The organism is Micromonospora sp. ATLC20 (genome assembly GCF_057196585.1).
The window spans coordinates 18,768-35,959 of record NZ_JBXUOV010000049.1 but is presented as its reverse complement, the minus strand read 5'-3'; the positions used below and the strand labels follow the sequence as shown (position 1 = coordinate 35,959).

Genomic DNA, 17,192 nt, shown 5'->3' with positions numbered 1-17,192 from the left:
CCTCAAGCGCTACATCGTCCGCGAGGTCCACACCGCCCTCCTCGCTGACTTCACCACCCTCAACACCCCTTGACTTCTATAGGAGCATCCCTCCGCTCCGGCCTCGTTGATCATGAAGTTGGCGGCGACAAAACGGACGTCGATCGCCGCTAACCTCATGATCGACGGAGGAGGGGGACGGTCAGGGCTTGAGCCAGCGGCGTACCTTGCGGTGTCTTGAGCGGTCGCGGGCCCGCAAGACGGCCGGGCGGTCGTGGCCGGCGGCCTCGGCCTGCCTCGCGTGCAGCAGACCGTAGGTGAACGTGTTCTCGCCGTCGGCGTACGCCTGGAGCGCCTGCCGTCGCAGCACCTCCCGGGTGACCACCGAGTCCTGGTGGGTGCCGAGCAGGTCCTGGAGCGCCTTGAACCGCTTCACCAGGCGAGCGGCCCGCTTGCCGGCGGCCGGCTCGCGCACCTCCACCGCGTAGCGGGCGGCCTTGAGCTTCTTGCGCGCCTCGTGCAGCGCGGCGTCCCCGTCCGGCCCGGTGGTGGCGAGCGCCCGGTCCAGCCGTGTGTCGGCGCGGCGTACCGCCTTGCGGATCCGGCGGTCCGTCCAGCGCCGGCCGACGTCGGCGGGCGGGGCGTCGGCCAGCCGGTCCAGGCGGGCCAGCAGGGCGGGGTAGCGGTCGGAGTCCAGCGCGGACCGCAGCGCGATGGTCGCCTCGGCCAGGTCGGCGGCGAACCGTTCGCCGATCCGCGCCGCGACCGGGCCGAGCACCAGCTCGTCCGGCAGTTCGTGCACCGCCTCGGTGAGCCGGGCGGCCATCACCTGGGTGTCGCGGACCCGGCCCAGCTCGCCGCCGAGCCGGCGCAGCTCGGCCCGGACCGCCTCGCTCTCCCGGCGGTCCCACAACCCCCGGAAGGTACGCAGCGTCGCCCGCAACCGGCGGGTCGCCACGCGCATGTCGTGGATCGCGTCCTCGTCCCCCTGGTACGCGGCCGCGTGGTTGCCGACGATCGCGTCCCGCTGTGCCCTGACGTACGCGAGGACCGGTCCCGCCGGACCGTCCGGTTCCCGGTCGTCGAAGCGCTCGATCCGGCCGGCGACGGCCCGGTGCGACTTGCTGACCGCCACCTCGCGGGCTCCTGCCGCGCGCAGCCGCTCCCCGAGGGCGTCGAGCAGCGCCTCGTCGCCCTCGACCAGCTCGATCTCGATCTCGTGCCAGGTCCGCGCGGTGCCGTCCACCAGGTCCTCGGACCGGACGTCGTCCTCGGCCACCTCGGCCAGCACCCGGCCGTCCGCGTCGAGCAGCCGGTGCTCCCGGCGGCGGTTGACGACCCGGGCCGCCGGAGCGACAGGGCGACCGCGCGACGCGCCCCGGATCAGCGCGACCAGCTCGGGCGGCGGGCCGTCGTCGGACGCCCCGGCCGGGAACTGGTGCTCCACCCGGGCGCCACCCACAGCGCCCACCTTGAGGTGCCAGCCCGCGTCGTGCCCGCCGGTACGCCGACGCAGCGCGTGCCCGCTGCGCAGCAGGAGCAGGTCGTCGGTGTCCCAGTAGACGGCGTCCAGATCCGAGACGGTGGCGTCGGACATGGTCACGACGCCACCGCACCCGGTCAGGTCGGGCAGCCGGAAACCCTCGTCGCCGGAGTACTTGCGCTCACGTTCCACGACGGTCGCCATGCGGCCTCCCGTACCCGGCCCGCGCACCGGCGAACCGGTCTCAGCTCAGTCGTTCGAGCACCATCGCCATGCCCTGGCCACCGCCGACGCACATGGTCTCCAGGCCGATGGTCTTGTCGTGCCACTCCAGCGCGTTCAGCAGCGTGCCGGTGATCCGGGCGCCGGTCATGCCGAACGGGTGGCCGACGGCGATCGCGCCACCGGCGACGTTCAGCTTCTCCTCCGCGATGCCGAGCTGCCGGTACGAGGGGATCACCTGGGCGGCGAACGCCTCGTTGATCTCGACCAGGTCGACGTCGTCGATGGTCATGCCGGCCCGCTTGAGCGCCTGCTTCGACGCCTCGACCGGGCCCAGGCCCATGATCTCGGGGGAGAGCGCTGTGACACCGGTGGAGACGATCCGGGCCAGCGGGGTGAGCCCCAGCTCGGACGCGCGCTGGGCGCTCATGATCACCACGGCGGCGGCGCCGTCGTTGAGCGGGCAGCAGTTGCCGGCGGTGATCCGGCCGTCCGGGCGGAACACCGGCTTCAGGCCGGCCACCGCCTCCAGCGTCACCCCGGCACGCGGGCCGTCGTCGGTGCTGACCACCGTGCCGTCCGGCGTGGTGACCGGGGTGATCTCGCGGGCCCAGAAGCCGTCGGCGATCGCCTTCTCGGCGAGGTTCTGGCTGCGGACGCCGAACGCGTCCATGTCCTCGCGGGTCACGTCGTACGCCTGGGCCAGGTTCTCGGCGGTCTGCCCCATGGCGAGGTAGATGTCCGGGAGCTGCCCGGCCTCGCGCGGGTCGGTCCATACCTCGGCACCGCCCTGGGCGCGGGCCGCGGAACGCTCCCGAGCCTCGGCGAAGCGGGGGTTCTCCCAGCCGCCGCCGACGAGCGCCTGCGCCTCCGGCGGCAGCGTGTCCGAGTTGCCCCGGGCATACCGGGACACCATCTCCACGCCGGCGGAGATGAACACGTCACCCTCGCCGGCCCGGATCGCGTGCATCGCCATCCGGGTGGTCTGGAGCGAGGACGCGCAGTAGCGGGTCAGCGTGGCACCGGGCAGGCCGTCGAGGCCCATCAGGGTGGCGACCACCCGGGCCATGTTGAAGCCCTGCTCACCGCCGGGCAGACCGCACCCGAGGTAGAGGTCGTCGATGGTGGTGGGATCGAGCGCCGGGACCTTGTCGAGGACGGCCTGGACGATGGTGGCGGCGAGGTCGTCCGGGCGGACCTCGCGGAGGGAACCCTTGAACGCGCGGCCGATGGGGGACCGGGCGGTGGCGACGATGACGGCGTCGCGGGGCGACTCAATCGGCATGAGCCAACGTTAACGCGCGAGTAACATGCCCGGGAAGCCGCACGGCGGGCGGGAAATGTCACCCCGTGGGCGGTCGCCGGTGATGCCGGAACGCGACGGCAGCGGCCGCCTCGACCGCCGGGAGCAGGGCGTGCGCCCAGACCCGGTACCCGTCGGCCGACGGGTGGAAGCCGTCGTGGCAGAGCGTGCCCGCGTCCGCGCGGAACACCGGACCGGTCTCGGTGCCCAGGTCGACGACGGTGCCGCCGGCGTCCAGCACGGCCGCCGTCTGGGCCCGCGCCATCCGCCGCCCGGACCAGCCGAGCACCTGGCGCAGCGGTGCGGCGACCGCGCGTACCGCGCCGAGATCGGGGCACGTGCCCACCACCACCTCGACGTGGGCCTCCCGCAGACGGCGTACCGCCGAGCCGAGATAGGCCGCCGCGTCGCCGGGCCGGGACATCGCGGTGGCGTCGTTCGCCCCGATCAGCACGACCGCCACGTCCGGCCGCTCACCGAGCAGCGCCCGGGCCACCTGGGTCGCCAGGTCGGTGGCGCGCGAGCCGGAGACCCCGACGCTGGACAGCTGCACCCGGCGGCCGGTCGGCCCCTCGGCGAGCAGGTTGGCGAGCTGACCGCCGATGGTGTCCTCGAACCGGTCGACGCCCACGCCGAGCGCCGACGAGTCACCCAGCAGCACCAGCCGCAGCGGCGGCGCGTCGGCGCGGCCGACCGTCGCGCGCAGCACCAGGCCCAGCTCGGGCTGGGCGTACTCGCGGGTCCGGGCGGCGATGGCCTGGCCGGCCAGGACCGCCGCGCCGCCCACCGTGCCGGCCAGCAGCGACAGGGCCGCGGCCCGGCCCCACCGGGCCACCTCACCGCGCTCGCTCATGACAGCACTCCGCTTCGCTCGCTGCGCTCGCTCATGCCGTTCCCTCCAGCGTTGCCGAGTCGGCGGCGCTGCCGGTCGGTGGCACCGCGCCGACGCCGAAGAAGGCCCGCCGGCGAAGCTGCGCCCACCGCCCGCCCGGCCCGCGGTCGCGACCCCGGAACTGGGCGCCGCTGACCTCCGTGCCGGCGTGCCGGACCGCCTGGTGGGCGGCCTCCGGGAGCGACCGTACGCCTTCCACGCCGGGCAGGACAGGCCTGCGTTCCGGGACCGCGCCCAACGCGGACAGCACGGTGGGCAGCAACGCCGCCGCGGCTATCGCGTACCCCTCGGCTGAGGGGTGGAACCGGTCCCAGGCGAACATCCGCCCGGGGTCGGCGGCGAAGCGCGGCCCGAGCATGTCGCCGAGCGAGACGGCACGGCCGCCGGCCTCGACCACGCCCACCGTCTGCGCGGCGGCGAGCTGGCGGCTCCACCGCCGGGCCAGCCAGCGCAGCGGCGGCTGGATCGGCCGGATGGTGCCCAGGTCGGGGCAGGTGCCGACGACCACCTCACAGCCGGCCGCCCGGAGCGTGCGGACCGCGTCGACCAGGTGTCGCACCGCTACCGAGAACGGTGAGCGGTTGGTGACGTCGTTGCCGCCGACCAGGATCACCGCGACGTCCGGCTCGACCTCCAGGGCGGACTCGACCTGCGGCTTCAGCCCGGACGACAACGCGCCGACCACGGCGAACCGGTGCAGCCGGACCGGCCGGTGCAGGCGGCGGGACAGCCCGGTGGCCAGCAGTGAGCCCGGTGTCTCCCGGCGCCTGTGCACGCCGTATCCGGCCGCTGAGGAGTCGCCGAGGATGACCATCGTGATCGGCGGGCCGGGCAGTCTCGCGCCGTACACACCGTCGCAGCGCGGCGGCGGGGCCTGCGCCATCGGGATGGTGCGGCGGGCCTGCCGGGCCTGGCCGAGCAGCACCCCACCGGTGGCGGCGGTGGCCGCCACCGTGGCGCCCGTGCCGATCGCCGCGAGGCGGGCGATCTGCCGGGCGCGCTGCCGGCGGACCGGCGCGACGGAACCAGCGTCCCCCATGAACCGACAGTATCGCGCCGGTACGACCACTGCTGTCCTTGATCGGATGGCTGGGCGGTGCCCGGATTGGGTACCGACGGGGGCAGCGGACATGGACTTGCCATCGGGCCGCACCATGGTCGAGCGGAGAGGGGCGACATCATGGGGAAGACGTTGAAGCGCAGCGCCGCGTTCGCGGCGCTGGCCCGGGCGCTGGCGGCCGGTACGCGGGGCGGGCCGTCGCTCGGGGCACGGCTGGCGGCGCTGCCGCGGATGATCCGCGCGACCACCCGTGGCGAGTACGACGGCGGCCTGCGCCTGGCGCTGATGGCCGGGGCGACGGCGTACATCGTCTCACCGATCGACCTGCTGCCGGAGATCCCGCTGGCGATCTTCGGGCTGGCCGACGACGCGGTCATGGTCACCTGGCTGGCCGGCAGCGTGCTCGCCGAGACCGAGCGGTTCCTGGAGTGGGAGGCACGTCGCAGCTCCGTCATCCCCGGGCATGTGGTGCCCTGACGGCACGTACGCTGGTCGGCGAACTGACCGCTGACCGACCGCCCCACGACGGCGGCGCGACGAAGGGCACAACGAGGTGCAGTACTACGACAACGTCGTCGAGCTGATCGGCAACACCCCGCTGGTACGCCTGCGCAACGTCACCGAGGGCATCCAGGCCACCGTGCTGGCGAAGGTGGAGTACGTGAACCCGGGCGGCTCGGTCAAGGACCGGATCGCGCTGCGCATGGTGGAGGACGCCGAGAAGGCGGGCATCCTGGGGCCGGGCGGCACGATCGTGGAGCCGACCAGCGGCAACACCGGCGTCGGGCTGGCCCTGGTGGCCCAGCTCCGGGGCTACCGCTGCGTCTTCGTCTGCCCGGACAAGGTCAGCCAGGACAAGCAGGACGTGCTGCGCGCGTACGGCGCCGAGGTGGTGGTCTGCCCGACCGCCGTCGCGCCGGAGGACCCGCGTTCCTACTACAACGTCTCCGACCGGCTGGCCCGGGAGATCCCCGGCGCGTGGAAGCCCAACCAGTACAGCAACCCGGCCAACCCGCGCTCGCACTACGAGACCACCGGCCCGGAGCTGTGGCGGCAGACCGAGGGCAGGATCACCCACTTCGTCGCGGGCGTCGGCACCGGCGGCACCATCTCCGGCATCGGCCGCTACCTCAAGGAGGCGTCCGAGGGCCGGGTCAAGGTGATCGGCGCGGACCCGGAGGGCTCGGTCTACTCCGGCGGCACCGGGCGGCCGTACCTGGTCGAGGGCGTCGGTGAGGACTTCTGGCCGGAGACGTACGACCGGGGGATCGCCGACGAGATCGTCGAGGTGTCGGACAAGGAGTCCTTCGAGATGACCCGCCGGCTGGCCCGCGAGGAGGGGCTGCTGGTCGGCGGCTCCTGCGGCATGGCCGTGGTGGGCGCGCTGGAGGTGGCCCGCAAGGCCGGCCCGGACGACGTGATCGTGGTGCTGCTGCCGGACGGCGGCCGGGGCTACCTGTCGAAGATCTTCAACGACAAGTGGATGGCCCGGTACGGCTTCCTGGACGACTCGGGCACCGAGCCGACGGTCGCCGACGCGCTCGCCGGCAAGCCCGGCGGTCTGCCCGAGCTGGTGCACGTGCACCCGACCGAGACGGTCCGCGACGCGATCGACTACATGCGCGAGTACGGCGTCTCCCAGCTCCCGGTGCTCAAGGCCGAGCCGCCGGTGGTGACCGGTGAGGTGGCCGGTTCGATCGCCGAGAAGGACCTGCTCGACGCGCTGTTCACCGGCCAGGCCCACCTGCACGACACGATCGAGCGGCACATGGGCGAGCCGCTGCCGATGATCGGCGGCGGCCAGCCGGTGAGCGAGGCGGTCGGGCTGCTGGAGAAGGCGGACGCGGCGCTGGTGCTGGTCGACGGCAAGCCCAAGGGCGTGCTGACCCGCCAGGACCTGCTCGCCCACCTGGGCGCCCGCTGACCCTGCTTGAAGGAAGGGCCCCCTATTAACACCCCGGTGTTAATAGGGGGCCCTTCCTCTACCGGAGGCGTTAAGAAGGGGCCCTTCCTTACAAGCGGCGGGCGTAGCGGAGCTGGGGGACGAGCACCGCGCCGATGTGCTCGTCCCGCTCATCGCCGGCGGCGGTCCAGCCGCCGCGCTCGTAGAACCGGCGCGCGGCGGCGTTGTCCCGCAGCACCCACAGCACCGCGCGCGTCCATCCCCGGGCCCGCATCGCGTCCAGCGCGTCCACCATCAGCGCCCGGCCGGTGCCCCGGCCCCGCTCGGACGGCTCCAGGTGGATCGCGTTGAGCAGCCCGGTCGCTGGGTCGCCCTCGTCGTCGGGCCCGAGGTAGCTGAAGCCCACCAGCCGCCCGTCCCGCTCGGCCACCGTCATCCGGTGGTCGGCGCCCTCCCAGGTCAGCCGCTCCACCCAGTAGCGGCCCATCGCCTCGGGCGTCGGGTCGGCCAGCGCCTCAGGCGGCAGGAACGACGAGTACGCCGCCACCCGTGAACGCTGGTGCAGGGCGCCGACCGCCATCAGGTCAGCCTCGGTCGCGGAACGTAGGGAGATCGTCACCCGGGCGACGGTACCCGCCGGGGCGGCACCTGTACCGTCTGAAGATCCTCGGCGATCACCAGATCACCGGAGAAGTGCTCGCGGGCCTCGTCGTGGAAGCGGCGCGGGTCGGCGTACCGCTGGGAGAAGTGGGTGAGCACGAGCGTCCGTACCCCCGACTCGGCCGCCACCCGCGCGGCCTGGCCGGCGGTGAGGTGGCCGACCTCGGCGGCGAGTGCCGCCTCCGACTCCAGGAACGTCGACTCGATCACCAGCAGGTCGGCGTGCTCGGCCAGCGCGTACACGCCGTCGCAGAGCCCGGTGTCCATCACGAACGCGAACCGCTGCCCCGGGCGGGTCACGCTCACCTCGTCCCGGGTCACGCGGCGCCCGTCGCGGTCCAGGTGGCCGTCGCGCAGCAGCTGCCCCACGTCCGGACCGGCGATGCCGTACGCGGCCAGCCGCTCCGGCAGCATCCGGCAGCCGTCCGGCTCGACCAGCCGGTACCCGTACGTCTCGATCGGGTGCCGCAGCCGGCGGGCCTCCAGCGTGCCGACGCCCAGCGTGATCCGCTGCCCGTCGGTGTCGATCGGCTCGACTGCCAGTTCGGCGGTCTCGTAGAAGCTGGACGCGTGGCGCAGCCGGGCGAAGTACTCGGCGCCGCCGGCCGGGAAGTGCACCGCCACCGGACGCGGTACGCGGTCCAGCGAGAGCCGCTGGATCATGCCGGGCAGGCCGAGGCAGTGGTCGCCGTGGAAGTGGGTGACGCAGATCCGGGTCAGGTCGGTGGCGGTGATCCCGGTGTGCAGCATCTGGCGCTGGCTGCCCTCGCCCGGGTCGAAGAGGATCACCTCGTCGTCCCAGCGCAGCAGGTAGCCGTTGTGGTTGCGTTGCCGGGTCGGGGCCTGGCTGGCCGTACCGAGCACCACCAGCTCACGCATGGACACGGCATCCTCCGGAAGGCAAAAAGCGACCCCCGGGGCTTCCGCGCTCGCGCGCGGGCCGGCTGGACTGGGCCGGCACCCCGGGGGTCGGGTGGCTGTCGTGGTTTCGCCGCACCGCTGCCACACGGTCTCGACGATCCTGCAGGTGCCCGCCTCGCGGCGGGCGAGTTTTCACTGTCGAGGACAGCGGCTAGCGGACAGCCACCTCACGAGTCCGATTGCTATACAAGTCTGGACCACCTCCTTTCCCGTGTACCGACACGCTATCCACTTCGCGGCGGCCGCGGCAACGGATTTCGATCACAGGCCCGGTCAGTCCAGGCCGATCGGGCCCTCGCGCGGGCCGTCCTCGTTCGCCGGCTGCACTGCGAGCGACGGGAAGTCGGCCAGGTCGCCCTCCGGCTCGGCGTCCCACTCCGGGAAGACCAGCGGGCTCTGGAGGTAGAGGCAGAGCAGCTGGGTGAGCTGGTGCAGGCCGTCGAGGTGGGTGCGCTCGTGGCCGTGGGTGGCGTCCACGCCGAACCCGAGCAGCGCCACCCGGGCGTGCGCCCCGGCCTCGACCGCGGCGGCCACGTCCGAGCGGTAGTAGTCGAACACGTCCCGGACCAGGTCGACGCCGTGCTCCTTGGCGATCGAGGCGAGGTTGCGGGTCAGGTGGTAGTCGAACGGGCCGACGCCGTCGCCCATCGCCAGCGTGGCGGCGGTCTCGCGGGACTGCTGGCCCGGCGCGACCACCGCCGCGTCCACCGAGACGATCTCCGCGACGTCCGGGTCCAGGCCGTGGCTGGCGCCGTGGCCGATCTCCTCGGTGACGGTGACCAGCAGGTGCGCGGTGACCGCCGGGGTGATCCCGGCGTCGACCATCGCCTTGAAGGCGGTCAGCACCGCCGCCACGCCCGCCTTGTCGTCCAGGTGCCGGGACTTGACGTACCCGTTCGGGGTGATCGTCGGGTTGGGCAGGAACGCGACGAAGTCCCCGGCGTCGATGCCGAGCGCCCGCAGCCCGGCCTCGTCGTGCACGGGCTCGTCCACCCGCACCTCGACCAGTTCCCAGCCGACGCCCTGGAGGTCGACCGCCTCGTTGTAGCGGTGGCCGCTCGCCTTCAGCGGCAGCACCTGGCCGGTGACGACCCGCTCCAGGTCGTCGGTGAAGATCCGCACGTGGGCGCCCTCGGCGAAGCGGGCGCTGTGCGTACCGATCGGGTTGACCTCCAGCCGGCCGTTCTCCTTGAGCCGCTTCACCATGCCGCCGATGGTGTCGGTGTGCACCACCACGGCCCGGTCTGCGCCGGTCGACCGGGGGCCGGGCAGACAGGCGCTCAGCGCCCCGCGACGGGTCAGCGTGGAGCTGATCCCGATCGCGGAGAGCCGCTCGCCCACGTACTGCTGGATGTGGTCGGTGCGCCCCGACGGGCTGGGGATCTCCAGCAGCTCCACCAGCACCTGGCGGAGGTAGTCGAGGTCGAGCTTGAGCGGTTGGGGCTTGCGTGCGGTCATGCCCCAGAGCTTGCCGCACCGGCCGGCGACCAGAGTCGCTGCGGTGCCCGGGTACCCGGGAAGAGCAGGTCGACGAAGCGCTCGGCGGTGGGCTGCGGCTCGTGGTTGGCCAGTCCGGGGCGCTCGTTCGCCTCGATGAACACGTGTTCCGGCTGGTCCGGGGCGGGGACCAGCAGGTCCAGCCCGGTGACCGGGATGTCCAGCGCCCGGCTCGCCGTGACGCACGCCTCGGCGATCGACGGGTGCAGCTCGGCGGTCACGTCGTGGATCGTGCCGCCGGTGTGCAGGTTGGCCGTCCGCCGGACCGCCAGCACCTCGCCCTCCGGCAGCACGTCGTGCATCCGGTACCCGGCCTCCGCCACCACCTCGCGGGTCATGTCGTCGACCGGGATGCGGGACTCGCCGCCGGTGGCGGCGGCCCGGCGGCGGCTCTGCCGTTCGATCAGCTCGGTGATGTCGTGCACGCCGTCGCCGGTGATCTGCGCGGGCCGGCGCACCGCGGCGGCGACCACCTCGTGGTCGATCACCACGACCCGCAGGTCCTCGCCCGCGCGCAGCTCCTCGATCAGCACGTCCGGGCAGAACCGGCGGGCCAGCTCGACGGCCGCGGTCAGGGCCTCCGGCGTACGCACGCCGACGGTGATGCCGTTGCCCTGCTCGCCGCGCGCCGGCTTGACCACCACCGGGCCCACGTCGTTCAGGAACGCGACGTCGTCGGGCTCGCCGGTGGCGGTGCGCCCGCGCGGCACCGACAGCCCCGCCTCGGTGAGGATGCGCCGGGTCACCCGCTTGTCGTCGCAGCGGCTCATCGCCACCGCCGAGGTCAGCTCCGACAGCGACTCGCGGGTGTGGATGGTCCGGCCGCCGGTGGTCAGCTTCAGCTCACCCCAGTGCGGGTCGGTCACCTCGACCCGGATGCCGCGGCGCATCGCCTCGTCCGCGACGATCTTCGCGTACGGGTTCAGCTCGTCGTACCCCTCCGGCATGGCGGGCAGGAACAGGCGCTCGTTGATCGGGTTCTTCCGCTTCACGCAGAGCGTGCCGGTGCGGTGGAAGCCGAGGCGCTCGTACAGCCGGATCGCACCCGAGTTCTCGGCCAGCACGGACAGGTCCACGAACGCCCGGCCGCGCTCGTCGAGCCGGTCCGCGAGCGCGGTGAGCAGCGCCTGCCCGGTGCCGGGCGGGGCGGTGTTGAAGTCGACTGTGAGGCACCACAGGCTGGCGCCGTCCTCCGGGTCGCCGAAGACCGCGACGTGGTCCACGCCGGTGATGGTGCCGACCACCTCACCGGTGGTGTCCTCGGCCACCAGGTGCAGGAACCGGTCCGTGCCGGCGTTGTCCACCAGCACCTCGACCGGTGCGGTGACCATGCCGTTGCGCGCGTAGATCCGGTTCACCGCCTCGGCGTCGGCGGCGTCACGCAGCGGCCGGACGGTCAGCCCGGGCACCTCGCCGCCCTCGGTGGCGGCGGGCCGCTTGTCGCCCAGCGGCAGCCGGTACGTCAGCGACGGGTCGATGAACAGCTCGTCCGGCAGCCGGGACACCAGCACGTGCGGGTCGCGCAGGTAGATGCAGATGTCCCGGGCGCCGACCGCCTCGGAGCGCAGCACGTCGGCCACGTGCACCTGGTCGTCGAACGTCTGCCCGAACACCAGCCGGCCCCAGCCGCAGTCCAGCACCACGCCCGAGGCGTCGGTGGACGCGGTTTCCGGCTGCCGCGGCTCCGGGGTACCCGGTGCGACCGGGTCACCGCCGGGGCCGATGCGTTCCCGGCGGCGCCCCAGCACCCGTTCCCGGTCGGTGCGCGCCGTTCCGGTGGCGAGGGTGTCCGTCACGGTCAGTCGATTCCGTGGCTCTGGAGCCACATTTCCAGGAGTCCCAGTTGCCACAGCTTGTTTCCGTTCAACGGGGTCAGTTCGGCATTCGGGTCGGCGAGCAGCGCGTCGACGTAGTCGGCGCGGAACAGGTCACGACGGCGCGCCTCCGGGGCGGTGAGCGCGTCGCGTACCCGGTCGAGGAGCTTGCCCTCCAGGTGGGTGAGCCCGGGCACCGGGAAGTAGCCCTTGGGCCGGTCGATGACCTCGTGCGGCAGGACCCGGCGGCCGATCTCCTTGAGCACGCCCTTGCCGCCCTGAGCCAGCTTCAGCTCCGGCGGGCAGCTCGCGGCCAGCTCGACGAACTCGTGGTCGAGGAACGGCACCCGGGCCTCCAGCCCGTGCGCCATGGTCATGTTGTCGACCCGCTTCACCGGGTCGTCGGTCAGCATGACCTGGGTGTCGATCCGCAGGCCGGCGTCGACGGCGGTCTGCGCCCCCGCGCGGCCCAGGTGCGCGGCCACGAACTCCCGCGCCGGGTCGCCGTCGGCCAGCCACGCCGGGTTGAGCACCCGGGCCAGTCCGGCCGCGTCGCGGTCGAAGAACGCCTTCGCGTACGTCTCGAGCGCCTGCTCCCGGTCCACCCCGGCGAGCGGCGGGTACCAGTGGTAGCCGCCCAGGATCTCGTCCGCGCCCTGACCCGACTGCACCACCTTGACGTGCTTCGCGACCTCCTGGCTGAGCAGCCAGAACGCGACGCAGTCGTGGCTGACCATGGGCTCGCTCATGGCCGCGACGGCGGCCTCCAGCGGCGGCAGCAGGTCACCGGTGGGCACCCGGATCTGGTGGTGGTCGGTGCTGAACGTCTTCGCGACCAGATCGGAGTAGACGAACTCGTCGCCCTCCCGGCCGCCGACCGCGTCGAAGCCGATGGAGAACGTGGCCAGGCCGGACCGGGCCTGTCCCTCGCCGGCGAGCAGCGCGACGACCAGGCTGGAGTCGAGGCCGCCGGAGAGCAGCACGCCCACCGGGACGTCGGCCACCATGCGGCGGCGTACGGCGGTGGTCAGCGAGTCGAGCAGCGCGTCCTGCCAGTCCCGCTCGGACCAGCCGGCCCGCTCGGCGGCGCGGCCGAAGGACGGATCCCAGTAGACCCGCTCGTGGGTGGAGCCGTCCGCCTCGTACACCCGGACCGTGGCCGGCGGCAGCTTGGTGACGCCGGCCAGGATGGTGCGCGGCGGCGGCACGATGCTGTGGAAGCTCAGGTAGTGGGCGAGCGCCACCCGGTCGATGGTGGTGTCGATGCCGCCGCCGGCGAGCAGCGCCGGCAGAGTCGAGGCGAACCGGACCACACCGGGGCTCTCGGCCAGGTAGAGCGGCTTGATGCCGAGGCGGTCCCGGGCCAGCACCAGGCGGCCGGTGTCGCGCTCGCTGATCGCCACCGCGAACATGCCGATCAGGTGGTCGACGAAGTCGAGCCCCCACTCGGCGTACGCCTTGACCACGACCTCGCTGTCGCCGGACGAGAAGAACCGGTGGCCCTTGGCCTGCAGTTCGGCGCGTAGTTCCCGGTAGTTGTAGATGCAGCCGTTGAAGACACCGGTGAGCCCGGCGGCGGCGTCCACGATGGGTTGGCCGCTCGCCGCGGACAGGTCGATGATCTTCAGGCGCCGGTGTCCCAGCGCGGTCGGGCCCTGCGACCAGATGCCGCTGTCGTCGGGCCCTCGGTCACTCATCGTGGCCGCCATCCGCTCCACGGCCGAGACGTCGGCGCGTGAACCGTCACGGCGGAACTCTCCCGCAAGTCCGCACATACGAGCCAATGCTGCCAGAGCTTGTTGCAGTTCGCCTGTTGAGACGATGACGAACGTGTGACAGCTTGCTACGATGCGCCGTCACGCAGGGTGGTTGCCTGTCACGCCTTCGGTTCCTGCCCCTCCACGCCCGGATGCCGGAAACCCGGCCCGTCCCCGGTGTGAGGAATACCGCACGGACCGGCGCGCCCCGGCATCGGCGGCTTTCCCCGATCTTGCACTTTGGTGCCCCGTAATCCTCGTAATCCGGGCAACTCGTGGGCCGAAACTGCAAGATCGCGTGAGCGTAGACGCTGCCGGCACGGTGATCGGCCTCGCCGTTCACCGTGCCGGACTCGTGGTGCGGGTCGCGGGCTAGCCCGCGGTGCGGGCCACGCCGACCGGGCAGCTCAGCCCGTTCGGGCCGTGGTTGCAGTAGCCGTTCGGGTTCTTCGTCGGCGCCAGGTACTGCTGGTGGTAGTCCTCGGCGAAGTAGTAGTCGCCGAGCGGGGCGATCTCGGTGGTGATCTCACCCTTGCCGGCCCGGGCCACGATCGGCGCGAACGCGTCCCGCGACGCCTTCGCGACGGCGGCCTGCTCGTCGGTGGTGGTGTAGATCGCCGAGCGGTACTGGGTGCCCACGTCGTTGCCCTGGCGCATGCCCTGGGTCGGGTCGTGGTTCTCCCAGAAGACCTTCAGCAGGTCCTCGTAGGCGATCTTCGACGGGTCGTAGACCACCTGGACCACCTCGGCATGCCCGGTCATGCCCGAGCAGACCTCCTCGTACGTCGGATTGGTGGTGTACCCGCCCGCGTAACCGGCGGACGTGGTGATCACGCCGGGGAGGGTCCAGAACAGCCGCTCGGCGCCCCAGAAACAGCCCATGCCGAAGACGGCGACCTGCGCGCCCTCGGGGAACGGGCCCTTCAGCGAGGACGGAAGCACCTCGTGCCGGTCGGCGATCGGCATCGCGATCGGGCGGCCCGGCAGGGCCTGGTCAGGAGAGATCATCTCGGCCTTCATGCGGCGGAGGAACACGGTGGGACTCCTCTCTTGGCTTTCCCAGCGTGTGCAACAGCGTCGGCCCCGGGTTCCTTACCCGCCCACGCCGACGTCAGGCCAGCGCCGCCGAGATCCGCCCGGCGAACTCCGTCGCCTCGGCGTCGTCGGCGTAACGCGTACGCGGCCAGAAGAAGCCGCGCAGGCCGTCGCCCCTGGTCCGGGGCACCACGTGGGTGTGCAGGTGCGGTACGGACTGGGACACCCGGTTGTTCATCGCCACGAACGTCCCGCCGGAGCCCAGACCGGACTCCACCGCCACGGCGATCCGCTGCACCAGCCGGAAGTAGCCGGGCAGCGCGTCGGCCGGCAGGTCGGACAGGGTGACCAGGTGGGTGCGGGGCACCACGAGCACGTGGCCCTTGAACACCGGCCGGGTGTCGAGGAACGCGACCCCGTCCGGCTCGTCGGTCACCCGGAACGCCGGCACCCCGCCCGCCACGATCCCGCAGAACACGCACCCGCTCATCCGCCCACCCTAGGCCCGGCCCGGCCACCCCACCTCCGGGCGCGCGTGACCATGAGGTTGACGGCGACAAATCGGACCGCCGGCACCGCTAACCTCATGATCGGCGCGAAACCGGGCGGGTCAGGCGCGGTCGAGGTAGGCGTCCCAGTCGTCTTCGGCCGACCAGGTGAGCCGCTCGGAGGCCGCGCGGACGTCGATGTAGTCCCGGTGGGCGGCTCGGTCGTGCAGCGCGCGGACCTTCAGCCCCACCGCATCCTCGAAGGCCAGCACCGGGCCCAGCGCCATGCGGGCGGGCGGCGCGAGCGCCTCTTTGAGCAGGTCGACCTCGCACGAGGAGGTGTCGTCCGAGATCAGCAGGCGAGCCATGCGCGGCGTCGACTCGATGATCCGAGCGGAGAACCCGGCCGCGACGTAGGCGGCGGCGAGGCGATCCGTCACGGCGTCGAGCGGCAGCGCGGCGGCCGTGGCGAAGTCGATGTCCTGGGAGGGCCGGTCGACCAGGTCGTGGGCGCACATGGCATAGCCGCCGGCGAGCATCAACCCTAGGTCGTCACCGGCACCGAAACCGATCTCCAGCAGACGACGGTGCAGCGCGTCCATCACCCGGCGACGAGGTCGGGCAGTTGCCGCTCCCAGAGCTGGGTCACCCGGCGCGCAGTCAAGCGCCGAATACGTGGCCAGTCCTGGCGGAGCAGCGCAGCGTTGACGTATCTGATGATGTCGTCCCGCTGGCCGCAGTCCAGCAGGAGGCAGTAGAGGGTCAGCCGCTCACCTGGGTCACCCACGTCATAGTCGGCGGGGCCCGACCACGCGAGGCGCACGGGCAAGCTGACCCGCCCCGACCGTGGGCCGCTCAGGAGACCCAGCGAGGCCGGTATCCGGTCGGCGACGCCGTGCAGGCGAGAGGGGAGCGCCTCGGTCGTACTCACCGGACCAGTATGGCCGACCGCCCCGACACCTTCGCGCTTGTGACTCGCACCGGGTTGCCGGGAGCGGGACCGGGCGGGGGACTAACGTCTGCGGCATGAGCCACGGCTTCGAGACACTCGCCATCCACGCCGGTCAGGACCCGGAGGCCCGCACCGGTGCGGTGATCCCGCCGATCTACCAGACCAGCACGTACGCCCAGGACGCCGTCGGCGCGCCCCGCGAGGGCTACGAGTACAGCCGCTCCGGCAACCCCACCCGGGACGCGCTCCAGGAGTGCCTGGCCGCGCTGGAGGGCGGCCCGGTGGCGCTCGCCTTCGCCAGCGGCCTGGCCGCCGAGGACACGCTGCTGCGGACCGTCTGCAAGCCGGGCGACCACGTGGTGATCCCGGACGACGCGTACGGCGGCACGTACCGGCTGTTCGCCAAGGTGGCCGAGCGCTGGGGCCTGGCGTACACCCCGGCGAAGGTCTCCGACCCGGACGCCGTGCGGGCGGCGATCCGTCCCGGCGCGACAAAGATCGTCTGGGTGGAGACGCCGACCAACCCGCTGCTCGGCATCGCCGACATCGCCGCGCTCGCCGCGGTGGCGCACGACGCCGGCGCGCTGCTGGTGGTCGACAACACGTTCGCCTCGCCGTACCTGCAGCAGCCGATCGCGTTCGGCGCGGACGTGGTGGTCCACTCCACCACCAAGTACGTCGGCGGACACTCCGACGTGGTCGGCGGCGCGCTCGTCGCGGCGGACCGCGCGCTCGGCGAGGAGCTGCGCTACCACCAGAACGCGATGGGCGCGGTCAACGGGCCGTTCGACGCCTGGCTCACCCTGCGCGGCATCAAGACCCTCGGGGTACGGATGGACCGGCACTGCGACAACGCCGAGCGGATCGCGGCCTACCTGGACGGACACGCCAAGGTCGCCCAGGTCGTCTACCCGGGCCTGCCCTCGCACCCCGGCCACGAGGTGGCCGCCAAGCAGATGCGCCGGTTCGGCGGCATGATCTCGTTCCGCGCGGCGGGCGGCGAGGAGCACGCCGTCCAGATCTGCAACCGGGCCCGGTTGTTCGTGCTCGCCGAGTCGCTCGGCGGCGTCGAGTCCCTGATCGAGCACCCGGGCCGGATGACACACGCAAGCGCTGCGGGCTCGCCGCTTGAAGTTCCCGGCGATCTCGTGCGACTGTCTGTCGGCATCGAGACGGTCGACGACCTGCTCGCCGATCTGGAGCAGGCCCTGGGCTGACCGCTGGTT

16 protein-coding genes are annotated in these 17,192 nt (G+C 72.7%); 3 read left to right on the top strand and 13 right to left on the bottom strand.

All coding sequences use genetic code 11. The annotated features are described in order from the left end of the window. Positions 1 to 181 precede the first annotated feature (181 nt). From AC2CHG_RS13465 to AC2CHG_RS13450, 4 genes are read right to left on the bottom strand one after another with little or no spacing between them, the layout of a single operon-like run. On the bottom strand, positions 182 to 1,666 hold the full coding sequence (locus AC2CHG_RS13465) for a CYTH and CHAD domain-containing protein (protein WP_355506615.1): 1,485 nt from the start codon (positions 1,664 to 1,666) through the stop codon (positions 182 to 184). A 40-nt stretch (positions 1,667 to 1,706) separates the two neighbouring features. Next, positions 1,707 to 2,969 carry an acetyl-CoA C-acetyltransferase gene (locus tag AC2CHG_RS13460; RefSeq protein WP_262012502.1) on the bottom strand — a complete coding sequence of 421 codons (1,263 nt, stop codon included), beginning with the start codon at positions 2,967 to 2,969 and terminating at the stop codon, positions 1,707 to 1,709. A 58-nt stretch (positions 2,970 to 3,027) separates the two neighbouring features. After that, positions 3,028 to 3,840, bottom strand: a complete 813-nt coding sequence (locus tag AC2CHG_RS13455; protein ID WP_194798538.1) for an SGNH/GDSL hydrolase family protein — start codon at positions 3,838 to 3,840, stop codon at positions 3,028 to 3,030. Positions 3,841 to 3,871: 31 nt separating this feature from the next. After that, positions 3,872 to 4,918: an SGNH/GDSL hydrolase family protein gene (locus tag AC2CHG_RS13450; protein WP_262012501.1), complete on the bottom strand. Its 1,047-nt coding sequence runs from the start codon at positions 4,916 to 4,918 to the stop codon at positions 3,872 to 3,874. A gap of 141 nt (positions 4,919 to 5,059) precedes the next feature. Between AC2CHG_RS13450 and AC2CHG_RS13445 the strand changes: the two genes are divergently transcribed. Both AC2CHG_RS13445 and AC2CHG_RS13440 read left to right on the top strand, forming a co-directional pair. Then, positions 5,060 to 5,416, top strand: a complete 357-nt coding sequence (locus tag AC2CHG_RS13445; RefSeq protein WP_013474058.1) for a YkvA family protein — start codon at positions 5,060 to 5,062, stop codon at positions 5,414 to 5,416. A 76-nt stretch (positions 5,417 to 5,492) separates the two neighbouring features. Further along, entirely contained in the window at positions 5,493 to 6,863 is a 1,371-nt protein-coding gene (locus AC2CHG_RS13440) for a cystathionine beta-synthase (RefSeq protein ID WP_030501320.1), read from the top strand. Positions 6,864 to 6,951: 88 nt separating this feature from the next. On the opposite strand, the gene AC2CHG_RS13435 is transcribed toward AC2CHG_RS13440, so the two are convergent. From AC2CHG_RS13435 to AC2CHG_RS13395, 9 genes are all read right to left on the bottom strand, one after another. After that, positions 6,952 to 7,461: a GNAT family N-acetyltransferase gene (locus AC2CHG_RS13435; RefSeq protein ID WP_484524844.1), complete on the bottom strand. Its 510-nt coding sequence runs from the start codon at positions 7,459 to 7,461 to the stop codon at positions 6,952 to 6,954. Beyond that, the gene (locus tag AC2CHG_RS13430) at positions 7,458 to 8,387 is read right to left on the bottom strand and encodes a ribonuclease Z (RefSeq protein ID WP_262012498.1); all 930 of its coding nucleotides are present in this window, start codon (positions 8,385 to 8,387) and stop codon (positions 7,458 to 7,460) included. Before AC2CHG_RS13430 ends, AC2CHG_RS13435 begins: the two co-directional genes overlap by 4 nt. A gap of 309 nt (positions 8,388 to 8,696) precedes the next feature. Next, positions 8,697 to 9,881 carry an osmoprotectant NAGGN system M42 family peptidase gene (locus AC2CHG_RS13425; RefSeq protein WP_262012497.1) on the bottom strand — a complete coding sequence of 395 codons (1,185 nt, stop codon included), beginning with the start codon at positions 9,879 to 9,881 and terminating at the stop codon, positions 8,697 to 8,699. Beyond that, a complete protein-coding gene (ngg, locus tag AC2CHG_RS13420) occupies positions 9,878 to 11,716 on the bottom strand; it encodes an N-acetylglutaminylglutamine synthetase (RefSeq protein ID WP_402810324.1) in 1,839 nt (612 codons plus the stop codon). Before ngg ends, AC2CHG_RS13425 begins: the two co-directional genes overlap by 4 nt. A gap of 2 nt (positions 11,717 to 11,718) precedes the next feature. Further along, on the bottom strand, positions 11,719 to 13,509 hold the full coding sequence (locus AC2CHG_RS13415) for an N-acetylglutaminylglutamine amidotransferase (RefSeq protein WP_366624067.1): 1,791 nt from the start codon (positions 13,507 to 13,509) through the stop codon (positions 11,719 to 11,721). A 354-nt stretch (positions 13,510 to 13,863) separates the two neighbouring features. Then, positions 13,864 to 14,526, bottom strand: a complete 663-nt coding sequence (gene msrA / locus AC2CHG_RS13410; protein ID WP_484524843.1) for a peptide-methionine (S)-S-oxide reductase MsrA — start codon at positions 14,524 to 14,526, stop codon at positions 13,864 to 13,866. 76 nt (positions 14,527 to 14,602) lie between these two features. Next, positions 14,603 to 15,016: an HIT family protein gene (locus tag AC2CHG_RS13405; RefSeq protein ID WP_366624075.1), complete on the bottom strand. Its 414-nt coding sequence runs from the start codon at positions 15,014 to 15,016 to the stop codon at positions 14,603 to 14,605. A gap of 120 nt (positions 15,017 to 15,136) precedes the next feature. Then, the gene (locus AC2CHG_RS13400) at positions 15,137 to 15,616 is read right to left on the bottom strand and encodes a nucleotidyl transferase AbiEii/AbiGii toxin family protein (protein ID WP_402810348.1); all 480 of its coding nucleotides are present in this window, start codon (positions 15,614 to 15,616) and stop codon (positions 15,137 to 15,139) included. Continuing rightward, the gene (locus tag AC2CHG_RS13395; protein WP_402810319.1) at positions 15,616 to 15,801 is read right to left on the bottom strand and encodes a hypothetical protein; all 186 of its coding nucleotides are present in this window, start codon (positions 15,799 to 15,801) and stop codon (positions 15,616 to 15,618) included. Before AC2CHG_RS13395 ends, AC2CHG_RS13400 begins: the two co-directional genes overlap by 1 nt. 239 nt (positions 15,802 to 16,040) lie before the next feature. Here AC2CHG_RS13395 and AC2CHG_RS13390 point away from each other — a divergent pair, with 239 nt between their 5' ends. Then, complete coding sequence (locus tag AC2CHG_RS13390) at positions 16,041 to 17,183, top strand: cystathionine gamma-synthase (protein ID WP_194798528.1); 1,143 nt, start codon at positions 16,041 to 16,043, stop codon at positions 17,181 to 17,183. Positions 17,184 to 17,192: the final 9 nt, after the last annotated feature.